General features: G+C 62.6%; 23 protein-coding genes. 11 read left to right on the top strand and 12 right to left on the bottom strand.

Annotation, left to right across the window (positions count from 1 at the left end; translation table 11 throughout):
• Positions 1 to 100 precede the first annotated feature (100 nt).
• Complete coding sequence (gene tyrS, locus JKL46_RS01250; RefSeq protein ID WP_201829460.1) at positions 101 to 1,360, top strand: tyrosine--tRNA ligase; 1,260 nt, start codon at positions 101 to 103, stop codon at positions 1,358 to 1,360.
• Positions 1,361 to 1,670: 310 nt separating this feature from the next.
• Positions 1,671 to 2,630, top strand: coding sequence for a homocysteine S-methyltransferase family protein (locus tag JKL46_RS01245; protein WP_201829458.1), 960 nt, complete (start codon positions 1,671 to 1,673; stop codon positions 2,628 to 2,630).
• Here JKL46_RS01245 and JKL46_RS01240 read toward each other — a convergent pair.
• Both JKL46_RS01240 and JKL46_RS01235 read right to left on the bottom strand, forming a co-directional pair.
• Positions 2,613 to 2,999, bottom strand: coding sequence for a DUF1622 domain-containing protein (locus JKL46_RS01240; RefSeq protein ID WP_201829456.1), 387 nt, complete (start codon positions 2,997 to 2,999; stop codon positions 2,613 to 2,615). The genes JKL46_RS01245 and JKL46_RS01240 overlap by 18 nt on opposite strands.
• A 130-nt stretch (positions 3,000 to 3,129) precedes the next feature.
• A complete protein-coding gene (locus JKL46_RS01235) occupies positions 3,130 to 3,861 on the bottom strand; it encodes a L,D-transpeptidase (protein WP_201829454.1) in 732 nt (243 codons plus the stop codon).
• 257 nt (positions 3,862 to 4,118) lie between these two features.
• Between JKL46_RS01235 and JKL46_RS01230 the strand changes: the two genes are divergently transcribed.
• Positions 4,119 to 4,691, top strand: a complete 573-nt coding sequence (locus JKL46_RS01230) for a tyrosine phosphatase family protein (RefSeq protein WP_201829452.1) — start codon at positions 4,119 to 4,121, stop codon at positions 4,689 to 4,691.
• A gap of 279 nt (positions 4,692 to 4,970) precedes the next feature.
• Here the strand turns inward: JKL46_RS01230 and cueR are convergent, their stop codons facing one another.
• Positions 4,971 to 5,417, bottom strand: a complete 447-nt coding sequence (cueR, locus tag JKL46_RS01225) for a Cu(I)-responsive transcriptional regulator (protein ID WP_201829450.1) — start codon at positions 5,415 to 5,417, stop codon at positions 4,971 to 4,973.
• Positions 5,414 to 7,912, bottom strand: coding sequence for a heavy metal translocating P-type ATPase (locus tag JKL46_RS01220; protein WP_201829448.1), 2,499 nt, complete (start codon positions 7,910 to 7,912; stop codon positions 5,414 to 5,416). Before JKL46_RS01220 ends, cueR begins: the two co-directional genes overlap by 4 nt.
• Positions 7,913 to 9,145: 1,233 nt before the next feature.
• On the opposite strand from JKL46_RS01220, the gene JKL46_RS01215 reads away from it, so the two are divergent.
• The 3 genes from JKL46_RS01215 to JKL46_RS01205 all read left to right on the top strand — a co-directional run bounded on the left by JKL46_RS01215 (position 9,146) and on the right by JKL46_RS01205 (position 11,685).
• Positions 9,146 to 9,955 carry an endonuclease/exonuclease/phosphatase family protein gene (locus tag JKL46_RS01215; RefSeq protein ID WP_201829446.1) on the top strand — a complete coding sequence of 270 codons (810 nt, stop codon included), beginning with the start codon at positions 9,146 to 9,148 and terminating at the stop codon, positions 9,953 to 9,955.
• Positions 9,956 to 10,090: 135 nt separating this feature from the next.
• A complete protein-coding gene (gene gstA / locus JKL46_RS01210) occupies positions 10,091 to 10,705 on the top strand; it encodes a glutathione transferase GstA (RefSeq protein WP_201829747.1) in 615 nt (204 codons plus the stop codon).
• A gap of 164 nt (positions 10,706 to 10,869) precedes the next feature.
• Entirely contained in the window at positions 10,870 to 11,685 is an 816-nt protein-coding gene (locus JKL46_RS01205; RefSeq protein WP_201829444.1) for a glycosyltransferase family 2 protein, read from the top strand.
• A 3-nt stretch (positions 11,686 to 11,688) separates the two neighbouring features.
• Here the strand turns inward: JKL46_RS01205 and JKL46_RS01200 are convergent, their stop codons facing one another.
• The gene (locus JKL46_RS01200; protein WP_425493228.1) at positions 11,689 to 12,042 is read right to left on the bottom strand and encodes a RidA family protein; all 354 of its coding nucleotides are present in this window, start codon (positions 12,040 to 12,042) and stop codon (positions 11,689 to 11,691) included.
• Positions 12,043 to 12,245: 203 nt separating this feature from the next.
• On the opposite strand from JKL46_RS01200, the gene JKL46_RS01195 reads away from it, so the two are divergent.
• Together JKL46_RS01195 and JKL46_RS01190 are read left to right on the top strand one after the other, a co-directional pair.
• Positions 12,246 to 12,401, top strand: a complete 156-nt coding sequence (locus JKL46_RS01195) for a hypothetical protein (RefSeq protein WP_201829440.1) — start codon at positions 12,246 to 12,248, stop codon at positions 12,399 to 12,401.
• A 265-nt stretch (positions 12,402 to 12,666) separates the two neighbouring features.
• Positions 12,667 to 12,840, top strand: a complete 174-nt coding sequence (locus JKL46_RS01190; protein ID WP_201829438.1) for a hypothetical protein — start codon at positions 12,667 to 12,669, stop codon at positions 12,838 to 12,840.
• A gap of 701 nt (positions 12,841 to 13,541) precedes the next feature.
• Here JKL46_RS01190 and JKL46_RS01185 read toward each other — a convergent pair.
• Positions 13,542 to 13,799, bottom strand: a complete 258-nt coding sequence (locus JKL46_RS01185) for a hypothetical protein (RefSeq protein WP_201829436.1) — start codon at positions 13,797 to 13,799, stop codon at positions 13,542 to 13,544.
• 884 nt (positions 13,800 to 14,683) lie between these two features.
• Entirely contained in the window at positions 14,684 to 14,920 is a 237-nt protein-coding gene (locus JKL46_RS01180; protein WP_201829434.1) for a DUF6894 family protein, read from the bottom strand.
• 116 nt (positions 14,921 to 15,036) lie between these two features.
• Between JKL46_RS01180 and JKL46_RS01175 the strand changes: the two genes are divergently transcribed.
• The 3 genes from JKL46_RS01175 (at position 15,037) to JKL46_RS01170 (ending at position 16,450) form a co-directional block, all read left to right on the top strand.
• Positions 15,037 to 15,189 (top strand): hypothetical protein, encoded by a 153-nt coding sequence (locus JKL46_RS01175; RefSeq protein WP_157934255.1) that lies wholly within the window; start codon positions 15,037 to 15,039, stop codon positions 15,187 to 15,189.
• A gap of 79 nt (positions 15,190 to 15,268) precedes the next feature.
• Positions 15,269 to 15,397, top strand: coding sequence for a hypothetical protein (locus JKL46_RS36225; protein WP_281399820.1), 129 nt, complete (start codon positions 15,269 to 15,271; stop codon positions 15,395 to 15,397).
• Between the two features lie 342 nt (positions 15,398 to 15,739).
• Positions 15,740 to 16,450, top strand: a complete 711-nt coding sequence (locus JKL46_RS01170; protein ID WP_201829432.1) for a Crp/Fnr family transcriptional regulator — start codon at positions 15,740 to 15,742, stop codon at positions 16,448 to 16,450.
• Between the two features lie 85 nt (positions 16,451 to 16,535).
• Here the strand turns inward: JKL46_RS01170 and JKL46_RS01165 are convergent, their stop codons facing one another.
• The 5 genes from JKL46_RS01165 to JKL46_RS01145 all read right to left on the bottom strand — a co-directional run bounded on the left by JKL46_RS01165 (position 16,536) and on the right by JKL46_RS01145 (position 22,703).
• Positions 16,536 to 17,132 carry a transglutaminase-like cysteine peptidase gene (locus JKL46_RS01165; RefSeq protein WP_343073996.1) on the bottom strand — a complete coding sequence of 199 codons (597 nt, stop codon included), beginning with the start codon at positions 17,130 to 17,132 and terminating at the stop codon, positions 16,536 to 16,538.
• A gap of 227 nt (positions 17,133 to 17,359) precedes the next feature.
• A complete protein-coding gene (locus JKL46_RS01160) occupies positions 17,360 to 18,424 on the bottom strand; it encodes a patatin-like phospholipase family protein (RefSeq protein WP_201829430.1) in 1,065 nt (354 codons plus the stop codon).
• A 299-nt stretch (positions 18,425 to 18,723) separates the two neighbouring features.
• Positions 18,724 to 20,040, bottom strand: a complete 1,317-nt coding sequence (locus JKL46_RS01155; RefSeq protein WP_201829428.1) for an HlyD family type I secretion periplasmic adaptor subunit — start codon at positions 20,038 to 20,040, stop codon at positions 18,724 to 18,726.
• Between the two features lie 151 nt (positions 20,041 to 20,191).
• Positions 20,192 to 22,081: a type I secretion system permease/ATPase gene (locus tag JKL46_RS01150; RefSeq protein ID WP_201829426.1), complete on the bottom strand. Its 1,890-nt coding sequence runs from the start codon at positions 22,079 to 22,081 to the stop codon at positions 20,192 to 20,194.
• Between the two features lie 310 nt (positions 22,082 to 22,391).
• Positions 22,392 to 22,703 (bottom strand): hypothetical protein, encoded by a 312-nt coding sequence (locus tag JKL46_RS01145; protein WP_201829424.1) that lies wholly within the window; start codon positions 22,701 to 22,703, stop codon positions 22,392 to 22,394.
• Positions 22,704 to 22,799 lie beyond the last annotated feature (96 nt).

The raw sequence follows: 22,799 nt of genomic DNA, 5'->3' as shown, positions 1-22,799 counted from the left end.
GTTGCGACCAGACGTTCGATGCCGCCGCTCTCCGGCGGCATCTTCATGTGGTGATCAGGTCTCCGGGCAGCGGCTCCCGCCAATCCCCAGGAGACATGAGATGACTATTCCGAAATCAGACTTCCTGAAGACGCTTATCGAACGCGGCTTCATTCATCAATGCACCGATCTCGAGGCGCTCGACGAGCAGCTCTCGGCCGGGCCTGTGGCCGCTTACATCGGCTTCGATGCGACCGCGGACAGCCTGCATGTGGGCAGCCTCGTTCAGATCATGACCCTGCGCTGGCTCCAAAAATGCGGCCACAAGCCGGTCGTGCTCATCGGCGGCGGCACCACGCAGATCGGCGATCCGAGTTTTCGCGATGCGAGCAGGCCGCTGCTCGACGACGAGCAGATCGCCAGGAATGCCGAAGGCCTGAAGCAGGTCTTCTCCCGCTACCTCACCTTCGGCGACGGGCCGACAGATGCGGTGATGGTGGACAACGCCGTCTGGCTCGATCCCCTGCGCTACCTCCCTTTCCTGCGCGATTTCGGCACCCATTTCACCATCAACCGGATGCTGAGCTTCGACAGCGTGCGCCAGCGGCTCGAACGCGAGCAGCCGCTCACCCTGCTCGAGTTCAACTACATGGTGCTCCAAGCCTTCGACTTCCTGGAACTGTCGCGCCACCATTCCTGCGTGCTGCAGATGGGCGGCTCGGACCAGTGGGGCAACATCGTCAACGGCATCGAGCTTGCGCGCCGCATCGATCAGCGCCAGCTCTTCGGGCTGACGACGCCGCTGCTGACCACCACCGCTGGAGCTAAGATGGGCAAGACGGCGAGCGGTGCGGTGTGGCTCAATGCGGAGAAGCTCAGCCCCTACGAGTTCTGGCAGTTCTGGCGCAACACCGAGGACGATGACGTGGCACGCTTCCTGCGCCTCTTCACCGAGCTGCCGCTCGACGAGGTGCATCGCCTCGGAGAGTTGAAAGGGGCGGAGATCAACGAGGCGAAGCGCGTTCTCGCGACGGAGGCGACGAGGCTTGCCCATGGCGAGGAGGCCGCGCGTGATGCCGCCGATACCGCGCGGCGCGCCTTCGAGGATGGCGAGAATGCCTCTGGCCTTCCCAGCGTCGCGCTGTCCCAGGCCGAGCTCGCGACCGGCGTCACGGTCGCGCAGCTTCTCGTTCGCGCAGGCCTTTCGTCGTCGAAGAGCGAAGCGCGCCGTCTCGTTCTCAACAACGGGGCGAGGCTCAACGGATCGCTCGTGCAGGACGCAGACGTGCAGGTCGGAATCGCGGATCTCGCCGACGGATCCTTGAAGCTGACGGCGGGCAAGAAGCGGCACGTGCTCGTTCATGTGAGTGATAGCCTGTGAAGGTGTGGCGAGGGTTCACGTCTCCTTGAGGTAGAGGTGAGGGAGAGGTCGCGCCGGAGGCGCGGGTGAGGGGTTACAGGTTTATCCGGAAAGGGCGGTACCCCCTCACCCTCGCTTTCGCTCGACCTCTCCCCACCGGGGAGCGGTGGCGCCTGCGGCAGCCTCTGCGTTGAACACAGTCAGCGCAGCGCTCACCTCCCGCCGATGGATTCATCTGTTCCCGATGTGTGCCGGGACACGGTCACCGGTGCCGAAATGGCGTAGAAGGACCTCAGGGGGCGAGGCTCCGCACGATGCGGGAGGCGCTCTCATGTCCGGCAATCGATTTGCCTTTCCACCATCCCGCGATGCGATCTTTCTCACCGATGGCGGCCTCGAGACCACGCTCGTCTTCCTCGATGGCGTCGATCTGCCATGCTTCGCCGCCTTTCCTCTGCTGCAAAGCGAGGAGGGGCGCATACGGCTCGAAAACTACTTCAGGCCCTATATCCGCACAGCCATCGAGCGCGATGTCGGCTTCATCCTCGATACGCCCACGTGGCGCGCCAATCCCGATTGGGCCGCGAAGCTGAACGTTACGCCCGAGGCGCTGGCGGATGTGAATCAGGATGCCGTGCGCTGGGCGGCCTCGCTCCGCGAAAGGCTTGCCGACCAGAGCGAGCGCATCCTGATCAATGGTGCGATCGGACCACGCGGAGACGGCTACCGCGCCGATGCGCAGATGTCGTCGGAAGAGGCGCAAGCGTATCACGCGCCGCAGATCGAAGCCTTCCGTGAGGCGGATGCCGATATGGTGAGCGCCGTCACCATGAACTACGCGGAGGAGGCCATTGGCATCGCTCGTGCGGCCGAGGCACTCGGCATGCCGGTGGTGATCTCCTTCACCGTCGAGACTGACGGAAAGCTCGCTTCCGGCGAAACGCTCCAATCCGCCATTGAACGCACCGATCAGGAAACAGGCCACATCCCGGTGTACTACATGATCAACTGCGCCCATCCGACGCATTTCGACGGTATTCTTTCGGCGAAAGAGGAATGGACGCGGCGCATCCGCGGCCTGCGCGCCAACGCTTCTGCGAAGAGCCATGCGGAGCTCGATGAATCGACCGAGCTCGATCCCGGCGATCCGGCCGATCTTGCCCAGCGCTACAGGAGCCTGCGTCAGCAGATGAAACAGCTTTCCGTGCTCGGCGGTTGCTGCGGCACGGACCACCGGCACATCGATGCGATCTGCGAGGCCTGCCTTCCGACGTCAGGCTGGGCCGCGTGACGGCTGCTGCCCGGTATCGTCCCGATTCCGCGCCCAAGGCCAGCGCCCTTCGATCTCGATTTCGAGGGAGAAGCTGAGGAAAGTCCGGATGAGGACGATGCCGCCGAGAATGAGAAGGCTTTCGAGCGTCGGCTCGATCGCTACGGTGTTGATGATGTCGGCCGCCACCAGGAATTCGAGCCCGAGCAGGATGGCGCGCCCCACATTCGCGCGATAGAGCGTGAAGGCGTCCGATCCGGGGTGGCCGTGCAGAACCTGCCAGAGGACGGCAAGGCTCGCGCCGAGAATCCCGAGGACGATGACGGCAATCCCGCCGACCTCGATTGCGCGCGTCATCAGTTTCAGCGCCGGAAGAAACCAATCGTCCATGAGCGATCCTTCGCATGCATCATGGACATAGATTCTTAGGGCGCCAAACGGAAAAGTGGATTCACGCTTCCGGCGCCAAAGCAAAAGGGCCGGCGAGAGGGCCGGCCCTTGCAAATCTATCGTGATGCTGTCAGCGGATCGCGGAGACCCGCGTCTCGTCCTCCACGTCGAACAGGCGCTGTCCGTTCAGCACGACCACCGGCGAGCCGACGGGCACGCGGCTGTAGAGATCGATGATGTCCTGGTTGAACAGGCGAATGCAGCCGCTCGATACGGATTGGCCGATGGACCAGGGCTCGGTCGTGCCGTGGAGCCGGTACATCGTGTCGCCGCCGTTGTCATAGAGATAGAGCGCGCGTGCGCCGAGCGGGTTGCTCAGGCCGCCCTCCATGCCGCCGGCCCAGCGCGCATTGCGCTCGGGCTCGCGTTTGATCATGGCGGCGGTCGGCGTCCAGCGCGGCCAGGCGGCCTTGCGGCCGATCCGGGCGCGGCCGGCCCAGGCGAGCCCTTCCTTGCCGACGCCGATGCCGTAGCGGATCGCACGGCCGCCCTCGCGCACGAGGTAGAGATAGCGGGAGGCGGTGTCGACGACGATGGTGCCGGGCTCCTCGCGGCCGTAATAGGCGACTTCGCGGCGCAGGAAGCGCGGGTCGACCTCGGTGATGTCGGTCGCCGGCAGCGGATGCGGCTCGTCGGGGCGCGCTCCGTACATCGCCATGTAGGCGGGGTCGATGCGGCGCATGGCCTGTTGCGGAACCTGCTGGGTGGAGACGCAGGCGGCGAGCGCCATCGGAAGCAGAAGTGTGGCGAAGCGAAGGATCGTCCGTAACGAAGACGGGCTTGGGACCGGCAAGGCAAACATCAGTTGGGTAACCTGCATTTTCTGGTTTTTGCTTCATCCGCGGCCCCTTGGAAGGCGCGGCATTACTCCTGAAGAGACATAGCCTCGGCGGTGACGACAAGGTGGATCTCGCGTGGCGGAAATGTGGCAAGGCCACGCTGTGGTTTGCAAGACACAGTATTTTGAACGGCCCGATCCAACCTGCATACGGGGAGTTAACTTCCCGGCAAGATTCGGTAAGGTTCCGGCCCCATGACAGCCTTCGAGCGAGAGAATTGATGCAATCCCCTCCCATTCAGATGCTCACGATCTGCGGCATCTCGGAACTGTCGGACCCGCGCGAGCGGTCCGTGACCCACGTTCTCTCGATCCTCGATCCCGATCATCCCGATCCGGAGGCTTTCGGCGCTTACGAGCGTCACCACAGGACGATCCTGCGCTTCCACGACATCATCACCCCGCTCCCCGGCATGATCCTGCCTGCACCGGATCACGTGGAGGCTATTCTGCGCTTCGGCGACGAAGTGGCGGAAGGGCATGGAGCGGAAGGCCACCTGCTCGTCCATTGCCATATGGGCATCTCCCGTTCGACCGCGGCGATGCTGACGCTGCTCGCCCAGTCCAACCCGGAGGAAAGCGAAGACCGCCTCTTCGAGCGTCTGGCCGAGATCAGGCCGCAGGCCTGGCCCAACTCGCTGATGATCGGGTTCGCCGACGAGCTTCTGTCGCGCAACGGCCGCCTGACCGCCGCCCTGCGCCGCCATTATGGCCGTCAGCTCGAGCGCCTGCCCAATTACACGCAGGTGATGCGCGATCTCGGCCGCGGCCGCGAGGTGGATATGGCGGCGTGAGCGGCCGACTTCCATGCTGTGCTGATTCATAAAGCTGTGACGGCATTCTCCCGCCCCCTTGTGGGGAGGGATTAAGAGTGGGAGTGAGCGGTAGCCTATAAAGGTAATGCGCTGTTCACCTCTCCCAGAGGGAGAGGTCGGACCTTCAGGTCCGGGTGAGGGGTTACGCCCTGTCCGGATGGACCTGTACCCCCTCACCCTCGCTGCGCTCGACCTCTCCCCACCGGGGAGAGGTGATGTCTGCGGCAACATCGGCGCTAAAATGGACCAGCGTGGCGCTCACGGCTTGCCCAACGCTCCGAATTTCGCATCGGGCTTTGCGGAGGCAAGCACCGCATCGTCGTTCGCCAGTTCCTCGATGATCGGGCATTGCGGACGCCCGTCGCCGTGACAGGTTCTGGCGAGGTGCTTCAGGGTCGATGACATTTCCTGCAGCTCTTTGATCTTGCGTTCGAGCACACCCACATGTTCGAGCGCGATCGCCTTCACATCCTTGCTCGCACGCTCCCGGTCCTGCCAGAGCGAGACGAGGTCCGCGATCTGCTCGACCGAGAAGCCGAGATCGCGCGCGCGGCGGATGAAGCGCAGAGTGTGCACGTCGTGATCCCCATAGACCCGATAGCCCGATTCCGTGCGTACGATCTTCGGGATGAGCCCAATGGATTCGTAATAGCGGATCATCTTGGCCGAGACGCCTGAAGCGTTCGCTGCCTGTCCGATGTTCATTCAATTCCTCCGGCGGTTTGGGTGACCGGCGCCGTGAAGCGGCGCAGGCGCAGGGCGTTGCCGAGAACGAAGACGCTGGAGAGCGCCATCGCGCCGGCCGCGAAGATCGGCGAGAGGAGCGTTCCATCGAGCGGGTAGAGCACGCCGGCGGCGACCGGGATCAGCAGCACGTTATAGGCAAAGGCCCAGAACAGGTTCTGCCGGATGTTGCGGATCGTCGCCTTCGACAGGGCGATGGCGTTCACCACGCCGCGCACGTCGCCCGACATGAGCACCACATCGGCGCTTTCGATGGCGATGTCGGTCCCGGTGCCGATGGCGATGCCGATATCGGCTTCGGCAAGCGCAGGCGCATCGTTGATGCCGTCGCCGACGAAGGCGATGTGTCCGTGGGCCTGTCGCAGCCGCTTCACGGCGCCAACCTTGCCGTCGGGCAGAACCTCTGCGATCACGTCGTCGATCCCGAGGCGCTTTGCGATCGCCTCCGCGGTCCGGCGGTTGTCGCCGGTGATCATCGCAACCTTGAGACCGAGCGCATGGAGCGAGGCAATCGCCTCCGGCGTCGAGGGCTTGATCGGATCGGCGACTGCAATGATGGCCGCAAGCCTGCCGTCGATGGCGGCATAGAGCGGGCTCTTGCCCTCGGCCCCGAGACGGGACGCCGTCTCCGACAAGGCGAAGACGTCGACCCCGAGCTTCGTCATGAAGCGGTCCGCCCCCACATCGACCTTGCGGCCTTCCACCCGGGCCGAGACGCCGAAGCCGGGTATGGCCTCGAAGTCCTTCGTCGAAGGGAGCAACAAGCTGCGCTTCCCGGCCGCCGCAGCGATGGCCTGCGCGATCGGGTGCTCGGAGCGACTCTCCACGGCCGCGACAAGCCGCAGGGCATCGGCTTCCGCAAAACCCTCGGCGGTGACGAAATCCGTCAGTTCCGGACGCCCCAACGTCAGAGTGCCGGTCTTGTCGAGAGCGACGATTGCGGTTTCCTTCAGGCTCTGGAGGGCCTCGCCCTGGCGGAAAAGCACGCCGAGTTCCGCGGCGCGGCCGGTGCCGACCATGATCGAGGTCGGTGTAGCAAGCCCCATGGCGCAGGGGCAGGCGATGATCAGGACGGCGACCGCGTTCACCAGCGCGAAGGTCATGGCCGGCTCGGGTCCGAAGATCAGCCAGACGAGGAAGGTGAGGGCGGCCGCCGCCATCACGGCCGGGACGAACCAGGCGGTCACCCGGTCGACCAGGGCCTGGATCGGCAGCTTCGAGCCCTGCGCCTGCTCGACCATCCGGACGATCTGGGACAGAACCGTATCGGCACCGATGCGGGTGGCACGGAAGGTGAAGCTGCCGGTCTTGTTGATGGTGCCGCCTACCACTTCCTTGCCTTCGGATTTCTGCACTGGAACCGGCTCGCCCGTGATCATGGATTCATCGACGAAGGAAGAACCTTCCACGACTTCGCCATCGACCGGGATCTTCTCTCCCGGACGGACCTGGACGAGGTCGCCGGCGAGCACCTGGTCGAGGGAAATCTCGCGGGCAACGCCGTCGCGCAGGACGCGGGCGGTCTTCGCCTGCAGGCCCATCAGGCGCTTGATCGCTTCCGAAGTCCGGCCCTTCGCCTTGGCTTCGAGATAGCGCCCGAGCAGGATGAGAGTCACGATCACCGCGGCGGCTTCGTAATAGACGTTGTCCATCCCGGCGGGGAGGGCGCCCGGCAGGAAGGTGGCCACCACCGAATAGGCATAAGCCGCGCTCGTGCCGAGCGCGACGAGCGAGTTCATTTCGGGCGAGCGCCGCAGGAGCGCGGGAACGCCCTTCTGGAAAAAGCGCAGGCCGGGCCCGAACAGGACCAGGGTGGTCAGGGCGAATTGCAGATACCAGCTCGTGCGGTGCCCGAGCGTGCCCATCACCCAGTCGTGAATCGCCGGGATGAAGTGCGAGCCCATTTCGAGCACGAAGACGGGGAGAGTGAGAATCGCCGCGAAGAGCAGGGCGCGCCGGAGGCCGGCAATCTCGGCCTCCCGGGCTGCCCGCTCCCTGTCTGGGACGGCGTCATCCCCGCGTGCCGAGGCCCGGTAGCCCGTCTGCTCGACGGCAGCGATCAGCCGCCCGACCATGTCCGAGCCGCCGAGATAGCGGATCGTGGCCCGCTCCGTGGCGAGATTGACATTCGCCTCGAGCACGCCCGGAACCCGCTTGAGCGCGGTCTCGACCCTGTTGACGCAAGAGGCACAGGTCATGCCCTCGATCGTCAGGTCGAGCGACTGGGCGGAGGGCTCATAGCCCGCCGCCCGGATCGCCTCGGCGACCGCGGCCGGGTCTGCCGTGGCGGGGGCGAACTCCACATGCGCCCTTTCGGTCGCCAGGTTGACATTGGCGGCGGTCACGCCCGCAACGGACCGGATCGCCTTCTCCACGCGACCGACGCAGGAAGCACAACTCATCCCCTGGATCGGAATGTCGATGGAATCGATTGGGGCAAGCTTGCCGGCGGCCATGGTGAATCTCCTGATCCTCATATGGGAGCAAGGTGTAATCCTTCCAATGATGGGAAGGTCAAGCGCGGTCGTGAAGGGGCGGCGGATCCGCTTGAGCCTCATCGGCCCTGCACGCCGTCATCCCGTTCCCTCTGCCGTCATCCCCATCCTCTGCCGTCATCCCCGGACTTGATCCGGGGACCCACGTCTTCTGCAGCGTGGCGGATCCTCAAGACGTGGGTGGCCGGGACAAGCCCGGCCATGACGGCGAGGGGATGAGGGGCGGGTGGATCGATAAGGCGATGTCAAAGAGCCAGCACCGTGGGGCCCGCAGCGTGAGCTGCGAGCCTTTTGGGTGGATCGAGGGTGGCGCGAATGGCAGCCCGGCTCGATGATGGATGGAAATGCGATGAGCCGAGATGCCTCTTCGCGCACGGCTTCTTCAGGCGGACAGGAGAGGCCGGCCCGGTGACCGTTTAAGGCGGGATCCGTCTGCTCGACGGGGGCCTTGAACCGATTCCGACCACCGGCCCGCATCCTGGGCCTCCCATCGACAGGCGTGCGAGGCCTGCCATGGGACCGTGCCTGCCTCCACACTGCGACGCCTCGCGAGCGCGCCCCTCGTCAGAGGCAGGTCTTGAGGCAACGATATAGCCAAGATTGGGAATGATGTCAAGAACAAAGTGAGAACATAACATCACGCTCTCACTGCCCATCCCCACCCCTCTCACGTCATGGCCGCACTTGGTGCGGCCACCCACGTCTTCGAGAACCACCCCGTTGCAAAGACGTGGGTGCCCGGGACAAGCCCGGGCATGACGCCGAGGGGATGGGGATGACGGGAGAGGATGGGTGACAGCAGAGGGTCGCTTGACGGAGAGGGTGCCATGAGGGGTCGTGTCATTCCCGGCCTGCGGCCGCCTGGTATGACACCCTCGCGTCATGGCCGCACTCGGTGCGGCCACCCACGCCTTCGAGAACCGCCACGCTGCATAAGACGTGGGTCCCCGGGACAAGCCCGGGGATGACGAGGGAGGATGTGATGACGGGGCGGGATCCAACCGGGCTGGTCCGTACAAATGCCATCTCCGTCTTGCAGGTGAACAGGCCCCTGCATCGCCTGGCAGGAACCAGTCTCACGGCTAGGTCATTGATCCGACACGTTCGGCGATTAGGCGGGCGGGGCGATTTCCCGCTTGTGCCGGATGCTTCGGTGCTTTTAGCTTTCATGAATGATCGAGCCGGTGCTGACCTTTGAAGCATAGCGACAAACAGGGGCGAACCCTTCGAATCCTGACCTATAACGTCCATCGCTGGCTTGGCACGGACAGGCAGATCTCACCGAACCGGATTACGGATGTCATCGCCTCGTGCAATCCCGACATCGTGGCCCTGCAGGAGGTCCGCGTCGGACGCGTCCATCCGGGCGAGATCGATCAGGCGGCCGCGGTGGCGTCTGCTCTCGGCATGGATCTGCATTTCCAGCCCACGATCCGCATTCTCGGCGAGCAATACGGGATCGCAGTTCTCACCCGCCACTCCTCCAAGATCGTCAGGTGCGGGCGCCTGCCGACCCAGTCGACGCGACCCTCCTTCGAGAAACGCAGTGCCCTTTGGGTCGAGGTCGAGGTCGACGGCCAGAGGATCCAGGTTGTCAACGCACACCTCTCCCTGCGCTCGGGCGAGCGGCGGACGCAGGCCGCGGCCCTGATCGGTCCAGAATGGATCGGTCATCCGGATTGCGCCGAGCCGGCAGTGCTGCTGGGCGATTTCAATGCGCCGCCTTATTCGCGCTCCTACCGGATGATCGCCAACCGCATGCAGGATGCGCAATTGTCGAATTCCTTCGGCGAGCCGCAGCCGACCTTCCACACACGGGCGCCGGTCTTGCGCCTCGACCATGTCTTCGTCACCAAATCGATCGAGGTGGTCGATGCCGGGCCGGTGCGGAACCCGCTGACCCGGGTGGCATCGGACCACTTTCCCCTCCTTGCTGAACTGCGCGTTCGGAAGAGGCCGGCCGTCGCTGCGGGCGGCAAGGCGAAAGAGGGTGTGCTGCTCTAAGCCTTTCGAACTCTCCAATGAAACAAAGTATCAAATAGTCTAAGGCGCCTTGAAACCGCCACGCTGTGACGTAGAAATCAGCCTCTATGTTACGTTATAAATTTCAGATCCCGGGGCGCGGGAGGAAGGAGCGTGATGAAGCTGTATTATACCCCTGGAGCCTGTTCGCTCGCGCCCCGCATCATCGCCTGCGAGGCCGGCCTCGAGATCGAATACGACAAGGTCAATCTCAAGACGCAGACGACCGCCTCGGGCTGCGACTACATCAGGATCAATCCCAAAGGATACGTGCCCGCCCTTGCGCTTCACAACGGGGACATCCTCGCCGAAGTGCCCGTCATCCTCGAATATCTCGCCGATCAGGCGCCCGGCGCCCGATTGCTGCCGAAGCTCGGAACGCTCGAACGCTACAGGGTCAAGGAATGGGTCGATTTCACCGGCGCCGAACTTCACAAGGGGTTCGATCCCCTCTGGGTCGCTCCCATGCCGGCCAAGGCGCGGCAACTCGCCGTCAACCATCTCCAGCGGCGTTTCACCTATTTGAACCAGAGCCTTCGAGGGCGCACCTTTCTGGCAGGCCAGCATTTTACCGTTGCCGATGCCTATTGTTTCACGGTGCTGAGTTGGGCCCGCTTCCACAGGGTCGACCTTTCGGCCCATTCGGCCATCGTCGACTACATGGCCCGTATCTCCGCTCGGCCGATGGTGAAGCAGGCCCTGGCGGCGGAAGGGCTTCTCGCTCGGGCCTAGAGCATTTCTCGGCGAAGTGGATCCGGTTCGCCGTCCAAAAATGCGGCCAAGCAAAGAAGAGCGCTGATTCCACGCAAGTGGAAACGGCGCTGGGCGCGCAGAGGCCGACCTGGAGCCCCAAAGCCCTTGCCAGGAAACGGCAAGGCGGCTAGGCACCCGTTGCCATGCTTCCTGTTTCCGTCTTCATCATCGCCAAGAACGAGGCCGACCGGATCGGCGCGACGATCCGCGCCGTCCGCGGCCTGACGGACGATCTGGTGGTGGTCGATTCCGGCTCGACCGACGGGACACAAGCGGTGGCCGAAGAGCTCGGCGCCCGCGTCATCTACAATCCCTGGCCGGGCTACGGCCTGCAGAAGCGCTTCGCCGAGGATCAGTGCCGGCACGAATGGCTCCTGAACCTCGACGCCGACGAGGAGGTGTCCCCGACGCTGCTCGCCGAGATCAAGGCCCTGTTCGCCCAGGGGGAGCCGCCCCGCCAAGCCTATGGGATCCGCATCGCCGAGACGTTCCCCGGGGAGAGCGAGCCGCATCCTCTCGCCTACAGGATCGCGCCCATCCGGCTGTATCGCCGGGATGCCGGCCGGTATTCCTCCTCCCTCGTGCATGACCGGGTCGACCTGAAGCCGGGAACGAAGACCGGCAAGCTGAAGGGCCTCGTGCACCATCGCTCCGTGCGCTCCCTCGGCGACCAGCTGGCGAAGCTCAACAGCTATACGGACCAGCAGGCCGTCGATCTCGAGGTGAGGGGGGTCTCGATCCCCACATGGCGGGTCTATTTCGAGTTCCCGGCAAACTTCCTGAAGGCCTATTTCGGGCGGCTGCACTTTCTGCGCGGCACCTATGGGTTCCTGATCGCCATGAACTACGCCACCTGGCGCCACCTGCGCCTCGCCAAGCATTACGAGCGCAAGCGCTTGAGCGCTCTCGCAAAGGCGGATTCCGGAGCGGTCAAGCGCAAGGAAACGATCGGAAGCTAAGAATCAGATCGCGGCGGTGACCTGGATCTCGAGCGCGTAATCAGGATCGGCCAGCCGGGATTCGACGCAGACCCGCGCCGGAGCCTGCCCCGGCAGCACCCAGGCGTCCCAGACCGTGTTCATCTCGTCGTAGGAGGCGATGTCCGCCAGCCAGATCGTCGCGCGCAGAAGCCTGGATTTGTCGCTGCCGATCTCCACGAGCGACTGTTCGATCTGCGCAAGGATATCTTGCGTCTGCTCGGCAACGGAGAGACCTACGCTGCTCTCCGGGACATAGCCGGAAAAATGTGCGGTATCGCCGAGAATGACGAGGTCGCTGTACCGCGCGGCAACGCCGATGCGCCGGATATCTGTCACGATGATCTCCATTCGCCCGAAAGGTTCGCCAGCGTCGTATCATGAGCTTAGGATTGGCAACAACGAGAATAATGGAAAGGTGGCAATCAAGTCGGCCGAATATCCCTCCTGGCTCGAGGCACCGTTTGCGCCCCTTTGTGTGACTTTCACCTCAGAGCATGCCGCTCTCTCTCGATACCATAGATGAAGATCAGGAGGTCGGCATGTGGGTCATCTCTCATATCGTGTTCGCGTATCTGCACTTCGTTCCCGGCGGTAACGGCGGTTGGACGCGGGGCAACGATTATCCGCATTTCTCGACCGAAGAGCGTCAGGGAATTTTGATCCCGATCGAAGGTTACTGGCGGCGCGTGAGTTGATTGGCGTCAAGTGCGGCTGATCGGGCAACAGCCAGATGATGGATGTTGCGCCTCCCAAAGCGTAATTCCAAACGCTATCGTGGATATTCCGCCTGAGCCGAAATCTCCTGGCAGGAGCCAGGAATTTCAGAACTTCCGCATCATCTTCCGGGCATGTGCTTGATTGGGAACCGGTCCGTCACGATCGGCATTCGCATTGCCGCTTGTAAATGCCACGCAGATGACTTCATTGACGGGTGTTGAGGCTTCTCGGCTGAAGGACCTGATGATCCAGATCCTGCTCATGTTCGCAATCGCCAGCAGCATTTCAATCGCTTTTTCGCGGCAGAATCCCGGCTTTGACTTCCGCCGCCGTCACGGCTTTGCGGAACACGGCTTCGCGAAGATAGATCGAGTCGAAGACCGACTTGCAGTCGCTTTTGCGGATGGAAACGAATGACTTTCGATTGAGCTTCATGATGTGCTCCCGTTCAAGGACAGATCCATACTGACGAAATATCGGCCTGGTACTGTGCCCGTCGTCACACACGGAATTAGGCCCGTTCCGGTCGAAATAAGTTGCTGAAGCATCCGGCTCTGTGATGCCGGTTACAGATGCCGCTCCCGCTTTGAGGCATGAAAGTGCAATGCGGATTTTCGGCGCGCTGGAGTGGATGCCATGGACAAGTGCACGCGATACTGGGCCCGTTACATGAACACGATGGTACTGTCTCGTAAGGCGACAGATCCTGCGAAGCGAAGGGCCTTGGTGCGTGAGGCCTATATCTGGCTTCAGCGATATTTCGATGCGGAAGAGCGGGAGCTCGCGCGGCGGCGCGTCCCGCTGGCGCAACGATGATCGATCTCGATCGACGGAAGCCGATCTTGCAAGCTCTCGGCATGCGGCCGTCCGCCAATCGGATGTGACTATCGGGCTTCCAGCCAAGCGAAGCAATACGGATTCCTGTTCGGCTCCCGAACCGCTTATCAGAAGATATCTGCCAAATGGAAAAGCCCGGCAGTCGAAGGTTGCGACCGCCGGGCCATCTGGGGCTTCTCCGAACGACACGTTGCCTAACGGAGTGAGAATCGGATCGAACCCGAAAGTGGAATCCACTTTCGGGTTCGATGCTTGAGCGCCTGGGCTGCCTGTGGGCAGCGTTACCGGCGATGATCGCGGATGATCGGGGGCGAGCGGTGATCCCGCACGATCGGGCCGCGGGACGTGGTGGTGACGACCACGCCTCCGGGATAGGACTCAACCGGTCGCCGGTGATCCCGCACCACATAATCCGGTCTGCCCCAGAGATCCCCGGGACGTGTCGTAACCCGAGGATCGCACGCCTCCGCGGCCGTGATGCCACCCAGTAAAAGCAGGGGCAGCACTGCACGCAATCGAACGCGGTGAGACTTCGTCATTTTTCAACTCCTCTGAAATGGCCTTTGCACCTTCCGACCTTACTCAGAGAGAGGATTTGCCACCGTGAGGCTCGTCACAGAGATGGGGGGAGATTGGTTCTGCGGTGCCTCGATCGCATGACGACCGCAAAAGAAAAAGCGCCCAGGTTGGACCGGGGCGCTGAGTTGACAGGGGAGGAACAGGATCGACTTTAGCCCAGTCTCTTCCGATTGACTGTGTGCTGCATCACACGACGAAATTGTGTGACCTTCGTCACTGAAGGAGGACACGTTCCAGATCATCATGGGTTCAATTGAAGGAGCTTGTGATGACACTCACCATTCTCGATCCTCGGACCGGTCAGCAGGTGACCATTTCTGTTCCCGACAACCCGAAGGCTCCCGTCAGGACCGAACGCACACGCTTCGAACGAGTTTGACCACGCGCCTGGAGCTTCGGGACGGCGGACGGAGCATGAATCTCAGTCGGCGCTACAGCGAGAAAGCTGCCAAGGCGGATCGTCCGGCGGAGGATCCGTATTCGCGTGCGCAGATGCGTGCGGAATTGCGATCAATGGCACGCCGATGGCGCCACTTGGCAGAGCAGGCGGACTGGCTCGCCCGCCGGTCTCGTCTTCCGAGGCGCTCAATCTAGCCGAGCTCTTTCAACGAGCGTGAAGGCTCATTTCCGAACGATGGAAGCTTTGCATTAAGCGTTGCGTCTGCGGAGGGCGTTTCAGACGCCAAGCGCGAAGCTGGACGGTGTGAAGCTGAGAAATCCCAGGTCCGTTTTAGTTCCTGCCGGCCGATGCGCGGGAGGAGATGGCTTCATTCATAGGCCTCGAAAGCCGACGTGTTCAAGCACACCATGGAGCGGCTGAGGTTCCTGTCCTCCGAGCCCCTCGCTAGTGAATGGTCGGCATGATCTCGGAGAAGGGGATCAGCAGCATTTCCTCGTCGTCCTCATCGCTGACATAGACATGCCAATCCGAGAAATCCCGTGTGCCATAGGCTTTTTCCACGAAGACACGGGCCAGGTCGCGAGCCCGGTCGCGGGCCTCGATCAGGTCCAGAACTTCGGCGCCTTCGCGATCGATGAGGATTTCGCCGGGGCCTGCACAGTGAAAGTACAGATAGAACATGTGTGCCTCCATTTCGATGGATACACTCTCGCACATGCTCTTCCCGGCTTCTGTGACCGCGATCACGGTTGCCTGGAGCACCTGGTGGCATGGTCGGACTCACAAGGAGCCCGATCATGTCCCGTCGCATCCTCTGCATCCTCGCTCTTCTGTTCGTTGCCGACGCCATTGCCGTGAACGGCCGCGGGCCGCGACCGGTCGTGCTGTCGGGCAAGGAAGTGCTGGATGTGACGAGGCTCACCCGTATGCAGGTTTCGCTGGCTGCCTAAGCCATTCCCTCTCTGTGACCGCGGTCACAGAAGCAGATGCCGGGTTAGGCGAAGATCGCGAGGAACTCAGGAGGAAATCATGGTTCTCATCGTCTTGGATCGACTGACCGACGAGCCGCTCATCGTCTCCGTTCCGATCCGGCCTGCCATCCACAGGGCCGAGCCGGCAATCGTCATCCATCTCCGTCAGTTCGCCAGGCGGTCGTGATGAAGCGCTCGAAACTCTCCGCCATGCGGCGCGCACGACGCTGGGTCCTGCAGGAACTGACCGCGGCGAAGCAGTAACAATGGAGCGGATCGGTGCAAGGACGCTCGGATCCGTCAAGCTTGCGTGCTGGAGAGGATTGAATTCCAGCTGGTCTCATCATGCGAAATCCTGTCGGTAGCCTCTTAGCGCGAGAATCCCTCAGGCGGCGCCCATCCTTCGTCGACTCCCGAGGCTGAACTTTGTCCTCGCCGGTTGAGAGAATCCCTTATTCATATATAATTGCCTGGCTTTCGGCTCGGATTGCGAGTTCCCTTCGCGAAGTCATTCGAGGGAGGCGCAAGGATGCGTCTCGGTGGAGAACAGGTCCAAAAGGATTCGCCGTTTTTCTCGGCTCTCTCCGTTAGTTCGTTTTTCTCTGCTCTCGGGTCCGACGCGATCGCACAGATCGCGAGTCTATGCACGCCTCGGAAGGTGCTCGATGGAGAAACATTGTTTCTGAAAGGCGACCCCGGAGATGCTCTCTACGGCGTCAGGCGGGGGCAGATCGTGATCACGACGACGACCGATACCGGCCGGCAGTTCACGCTCAACATTCTTGGCCCCGGCGACGTGTTCGGCGAGATAGCGTTGCTTGACGGGCATCCCAGAAGCGCGGATGCCGTGGCCTCGGGCCAAACCGAGCTTTTCGTGATCCGGCGAAGCGATTTTCAGGAGCTCCTCAAGCGGCAGCCGGAGATCACGACAAGGATCATCGAGCTGCTCTGCGAGCGCCTCCGCTTCTCGAGCGAGCGACTTGAGGAGGCCTCCCTTCTGTCGCTCAAGTCCCGGCTGGCGCGACGCCTGTTGAAGCTCGTCGAGGATTTTGGGGAAGAGATCGACATCACTCAGGAAGAACTCAGCGTTCTTGTCGGTGCGGGCCGCGAAACGGTCAACCGGCAGCTGCAGAAGTGGCGGAAGCTCGGGGTCGTGGAGCTGGGCCGAGCCCGCGTGAGGATCGTCGATACGCCGCGGCTGCAGGAAGAGGCCGCCGAGCGCGACCCAGACGCAAACTGACTCATCGGGATGATCGTCGATAGGGCGATGCTGTCGGTGGCCGACAGCATCAGACCTCGAAGCGATTGAACAAGGGGGTGAAAGGCTATTTCTCGTTAGACGATGTAAGGGCGGTCCCGGCAGGTTCGAGTGTGAGATAGACCCAACCTGTCGCCTCGGAGCTTTCCCGCTTGATGTAGCGGTAGTTCGTCTTGAACCACTCCAGAACCTCGTCGGTCTTGTTGTCGAGGATGAGGTCGCCGCGATCGGTGCGGACAGTCAGAACCGCGTGCCCTTCACCGTTTTCATCGATCACGACGGTCATTCTCAGGGCGCGCTGCGGCAGACCGGCTTCGCGCAGCATCCTGCGCTTCAGAAGCTGATAATCCTCGCAATCGCCCATTCCGTCCGTTGGATAGCTCCACCGCTCGACGATGCCCCAATGGTTCTGATCGGTCACGGGTATCAGGGCGCGGTTCACGGAAAGATTCACGGAGGAGAGGAGGGCGGCAAGGGTTTCCGTGAAGGGCAGAATTTCGGCCTCGCGCCGATCGACGATGCATTCCTCCGGGTTGCCGCTGCAGAACTCCACCCAGCCCGCGAGGGGAGGCGCTTCGTTGTCCCGATAGAGACGCGGGCCGGCAGCCGCCGCATTCATTGCCAGCAAGAGCGAGGCCAGAGCGATCCAAAGGCGTCTTCCCACTTCAGCCTCCCTCGGGAGATGGTGCGATCGGGTTGAGGGGGGACATCCCCGTTGGCTCGATCGCTCATGGGATCAGACTGACCTTTTCCGTTTCCCTCTTCTGTGCACGCGGTCACAAATATCCGCTTGTGCCGGATCGATGATCTCATTCAAGGAGAAAGCATCGGAAGCATCCCAAAAGTGCAAGTCCACTTTTGGGTCCGATGCTTTAGTCCGCTATCGCGCGCCTACAGATATTTATCGCGGATATCGATGGATGATTGGTTGCCGACTTTCGCGAAGTCGCCCTGCAGCCATGCGTTCGCCTTCTCGCGGCCGATGGCATGCAGTTCGGTGAGGAAATCCCAATCGGCATTCAGTTTCGAAGCCGCGCCGAGGTGCTGCATGACTTCATCCGCTTCGATCGCATGCAGGCGCACCTGCCTGATATCGGGGGTCAGGACACGCCCCTCGTCGACAAGTCTGTTCAGGAATTCGACCGCCCGCACCTCTCTCATCAGAGACGAGTTGAAGCTGATTTCATTGATCCGGTTGAGAATCTCGGCGGCCGTCGTCGGAACGCTCGGCCGGCTGATGGGATTGATGTGAACGACCACGATGTCGGAGGACTCGCAGCGGTAGATCAGGGGGAAGAGAGCGGGGTTTCCCATATACCCTCCGTCCCAGTAGTACTCCTCGTCGATTTTGACGGCCTGAAATATGAAGGGCAGGCAGGTCGATGCGAGAACCACCTCGGCGCTCATCTCGTGGTTCTCGAACACCCGTATCTTGCCCGAGCGGACATTGGTGGCAGAGAGAAACAGATCGACCTGGGGATTGCGCCGCAAGAGCTCGAAATCGACCACCTGGTCAAGCACCTCGATCAGCGGGTTGTAGTTGAACGGATTGAGCTCGTACGGCGAGACGACCTGCGTCAGCATGTGAAAGAAAAGGAAGGCAGGCGAGTGATCCAGGCTGCGATTGCCTGTGAAGCGATCGAGGAAGGACGGTTGAAGGGGGCTCAGCCGCGCGGTGCACGAGATCCGTTGCCAGAACTCCTGCAATGCCCGGCGCGCGCCTTCGCGTCCTCCCTCGATCAGCCCATAGGCGCAAACGACGGCGTTCACGGCCCCCGCGCTGGTCGCGCTGATGCCGTCGAAGGCGATGGCTTCCTCTTCCAGCAGGCGATCGAGCACGCCCCATGCGAAGGCTCCATGGGCTCCCCCGCCCTGGAGCGCAAGATTGACCGATTTAACCTGCCGTCCCCGCCCGGAACGGCTTCGGCGCGAAAAGCTTCGCTCCGCCCTGTTCATGGTCGCCTCTCGATGTCGGGATAATCGGCGTCCTGACCCGGCGGATCTTATAAGATTTCTCTCCGCCATGACGAGGGTGCGAACTGGGTAGGCGATCTCGACCGAAGCCGATTTGAAGATAGGCCGCAGCCACGCCGATTCGCGCTTGCGACGGCACAGGGTTCCCGTGCCGTCGCCGAGAGGCTAGAGCATTTTCGGCGAAGTGGATCCGGTTCGCCGTAAAAAATGCGGCAAAGCAATGAAGAGAGCCGGTTCCACGCAAGTGGAACCGGCTCTGAGTTCAGCAGCGCGCCGAACTGCTATTCACGGAACGCAATGCCGATCTTGTCGGTGAGGGGCTGCGTCAGATAGGTGATGATACGCCGTGTGTCACCGCGGATCAGAACCTCTGCCGGAAGGCCCGGCGTCAGTTCCTTGCCCTCGAGCTTGCGCCGCTCTCCCGCTGCGATGGCAATCTTGACGGTAAAATAGGCCTGTCCGGATTGGCCACTGACGACCTGGTCCGGAGAGACGTTGGTGACGACCCCCTCCAGCTCCAAGGGCGTGGGAAGCTTGAATGCGCTGATGCGGATGGTCGCCGGCTGGTCGAGATGCACCTGGTTGATCTCATCGGGCCGGATCTTCGCATTCACGATCAGCGGCTCCGCGCTCGGGATGATCGACATCAGCTTCTGGCCAGGGCCGACGATGCCGCCGATCGTATGCACCGTGAGCTCGTGGACCAGTCCCGTCCGTGGCGCCCGGATGTCAAGCCGCTGCAGGCGATCCCGGGCGGCAGAGAGCTGCTCGTCGGTCTCGGCAAGACCCGCCGTGACGGTCTGAAGCTGCCTCAGGACCTCCGAGCGGGCGTTGCGGGTCAGCTCGGCAATCTTGAACTCGATTTCGGTGAGCTGGGAACGAGCGCCTGCAACGCGGGCTTCGTTATCGCCCATCTCGCCCTTCAGGCGGCTCACCTCGCGCTCGGTCTGGCGCAGAACGGGGCGTCGGATCAGGCCCTTGCTGTCAAGCATGCGCTGGTCGGCAAGCTCGGCTGTCACCTGGGCGAGCTCTTCCTTGAGCGCCCGGTATCTCTCGCCGAATCCATCGATCTGCCGCTCGACCTGATGCTTTCGCTCCTGCTGCTGCGAAAGCTGGTTCAACCGCGTGAAGCGCCGCTCGTTCATCAGGCTTTCCTCGGCAGCGAGAGCAGCCTTCAAGGCGCTCTCGGCCTGTCTGGAGGGCATCGAAACATTCGGCCGCTCGATCGTCGTGCGGTCCAGGTTCTCCGCCTCGAGACGTGCCTTCTGAGCGGTCAGATCGATCAGCTTGCGCTCGAAGATGCTCGCATCGGCCGTAACCTTGGCAGCATCGAGCCGGACGAGCACCTGTCCCTCCTGCACGAGATCGCCATCCTTGACGAGGATCGCTCCGATGACACCGCCCTCCAGATGCTGAACCGTCTGGGCACTCGACTCCACCGCGAAGGTGCCCGCCGTGACGACCGCGCTGTCGACCTTGGCCGCCACCGCCCAGCCGCCGATGCCGAAGAACACGATGAAGGAGCTGAATATGAACCAGCGCATCAGCCGGCGCATGGAGGAGGAATTGGCGACGAGGTCAGCTTCGAACTCGGTCATGGTGCGCTCCGCTGCATGGGTTACCGCCGCTTGAACGGCGACAGGTCGAGCCGGCTCCTGCTTCTCGCACGTCTTCCGAGAGCCCTATGCTCGTTCCTGCATGCAGGCTCGCACACCACACTTTCCAGCGCTGTGATCCGGTTCACAGTTTTCAGCTCACATGGGCATTGGCTCGCTGCGCCCTTGTTGCATCCAGGCTGGTGACGGTCGCCGTGGCGGAATTGTCCAGCCGAACCGTCTGACCCGCGACCGGCGCTTCACTTTCGTTCGAGGAGGCGACGGCCAATCCAGATTGAACGACGGGCGTGTTTCCTGACTGCTGGCCGGGCATCTGGGATGGCTTGTGCGGCTGTCCGATGCGGGGGAACAGGGCGGCGAGGACCTGTTCCTTCGGGCCGAACATCTCGGCGCGGCCGCTGCGGACCGACAGGATCTTGTTGGCCGCGAAGATCGCGCTCGGCCGATGGGCGACGATGACGACGATCTTGCCGGCCTGGCGCATCTGGTGGATGGCATCGTTCAAGGACTGCTCGCCGAGCGGATCGAGATTGGAGTTCGGCTCGTCGAGCACCACCAGGAACGGATTGCCGAACAGGGCGCGGGCGAGGCCGATGCGCTGGCGCTGGCCGCCCGACAGCGTGGTGCCCCCTTCGCCGACGGGCGTATCGTATCCCAGAGGGAAGGCGAGGACCATGTCGTGCACGCCCGCCATCTTCGCGGCTTCGATCACCTGTTCGGAGGTCGTACCCTTGCGAAAACGTGCGATGTTCTCGGCGATCGTTCCGTCGAACAGTTCGATGCTCTGGGGAAGGTGGCCGATCGCATCGGCGAGCGCATCCGGCGAATACTGGCCGATCAGTGCATTGTCGAAGCGCACCTCGCCGCGGGCTGTCGGCCAGGCGCCGACAAGGGCGCGGACGAGCGTGGACTTGCCGCAGCCGCTCGGGCCGATGATGCCGAGGGCATCGCCCGCCTCGATCTCGAACGACACGCCGGAGACGGTCGCGACCGCTGCACCCGGCGGCACGATCGCCACATCCCGCGCCGACAGGGAATGGTTGGGGCGCGGCATGCCGTGCTGCTGCTGGGTGGCCTTCGGAAGCTTGGAGGTGAGGGAGCGCAGGCGGCTGAGAGCATGCCAGGCGGCCGACGTGCTGCGCCAATGACCGATGACCTGGTCGATCGGCGTGAGAGCCCGTGCGAGGATGAGCGAGCTCGCGATCATCGCACCCGGCGACATCTGTCCCTCGATGACCAGAAAGGCTCCGAGCGCAAGCATTGCCGACTGCAGGACCTGGCGAACCGTCTTGGAAATGGCGCCGAAGACGCTGGCATGATCCGCGAGATCGCGTGCGTGGGAGATCGTGTTCACGTATCCGCTGCCCCAGCGCTTGCACAGGTCGTCTCCCATGCTCATGGCGGCGGCGGCCTCGGAGTTGCGCCTTGCGTCCATGAGAATGGTCATCGTCGCGGCGTGCACCTGGGATGCCGACTTCATCGTGCCTTTCATGACGAATTCGTTGACCAGGCTCAGGATCACAAGAAGCAGAGCGCCACCTGCAGCCGCGAGGAACAGAATCGGGTTCACGAAGAACAGGATCGCGAAGTAGATCGGCATCCACGGAAGATCGAGGAGAGCGACCGGGCCCGGACCCATCAGATAGTTTCGGATGGCCGCCAGATCTTGAAGCGGATCGTGGTTGCGGGCATGCGGCCCGAAATGGAGCGGCAGTTTCAGCGTCGCTTCGAACAGGGTCGGAGCGAGGCGGTGGTCGAAGGTGATGCCGACACGGGCCATCAGCTTGCCGCGTAAGCCCTCCAGCAAGCCATAGAACGCGTAGAGCAGCAGGGCGAGGAAGGTGAGCGCCGCCAATGTGGGAAGGCTCTTGCTCGACAGGACCTTGTTGTAGACCAGCATCATGAACATGGGGCTGGTGAGCATCAGGACATTCCCGATACAGCTGATGGCGCTGATGCCGATCAGCGGCTTCTTGAGCGTGCGAAGAGCGGTACGGAGCTGGGTTTCAGCGCTGTTCCTCATTCCATTCTTCATCGCGATTGTCCTTTTACGAGTCATCCACGCGAACTGAAATCCGCCAGGCAAGGTGGAGAGCCATTGGCTTAACTGGCATGATCATGGACGATCCCCTCGCCGAACGCTGTGACGTGTTTCACAATGTTTTCAGATTGGAGTTCTGGTCCTGCGCCAGGGCGAAGGGCGGCATTCTCAAGCATCGCTGCGACCATGTCGGTCCGATAGCCAACTCGCCCGGATAGGGTGAGGCTTCGCGATCACAAACGGAAAGAGCGCCATCGGCGGTTGGCCGATGGCGCTCCGGGAAGGATAAGACTTAGCCCTGGAGGTTGAAGAGGTCTGCGTCCTGGTTGGTGAAGGCGAGAGCGTCGCCGCCGTCGCCGAGGATGCCGGGGCCGCCGACCGCCGTGGTTTCTGCCACCTGAAGGATCGGGCTGGCATTCACGTTGAGGTCGGGGCCACCACCCCACGGGAAGTGGTCGTGATCGCCGAACTGCATGTTGGTGCTGGTGGCTTCCTGGTTCGTCACGGCGATGGCATCGCCACCGTTGCCGAGGACGCCGGCGCCGCCGACAGCGGTGGTGGAAGCAGCTTGAGTGATCGGGCTGGCATTCACGTTGAGGTCCATGAGCTATCCTATCTCTGTTAAGTGTTGCGTCCGGTACCGCCTCAGTTCGATCTCCGTTGGCGATGAATGGACTTTGCACCACTTCGCAGGCAGGGA

The organism is Microvirga zambiensis WSM3693 (genome assembly GCF_016735695.1).
Lineage (GTDB): Bacteria > Pseudomonadota > Alphaproteobacteria > Rhizobiales > Beijerinckiaceae > Microvirga > Microvirga zambiensis.
This window is presented reverse-complemented; position numbering and strand designations above follow the sequence as displayed.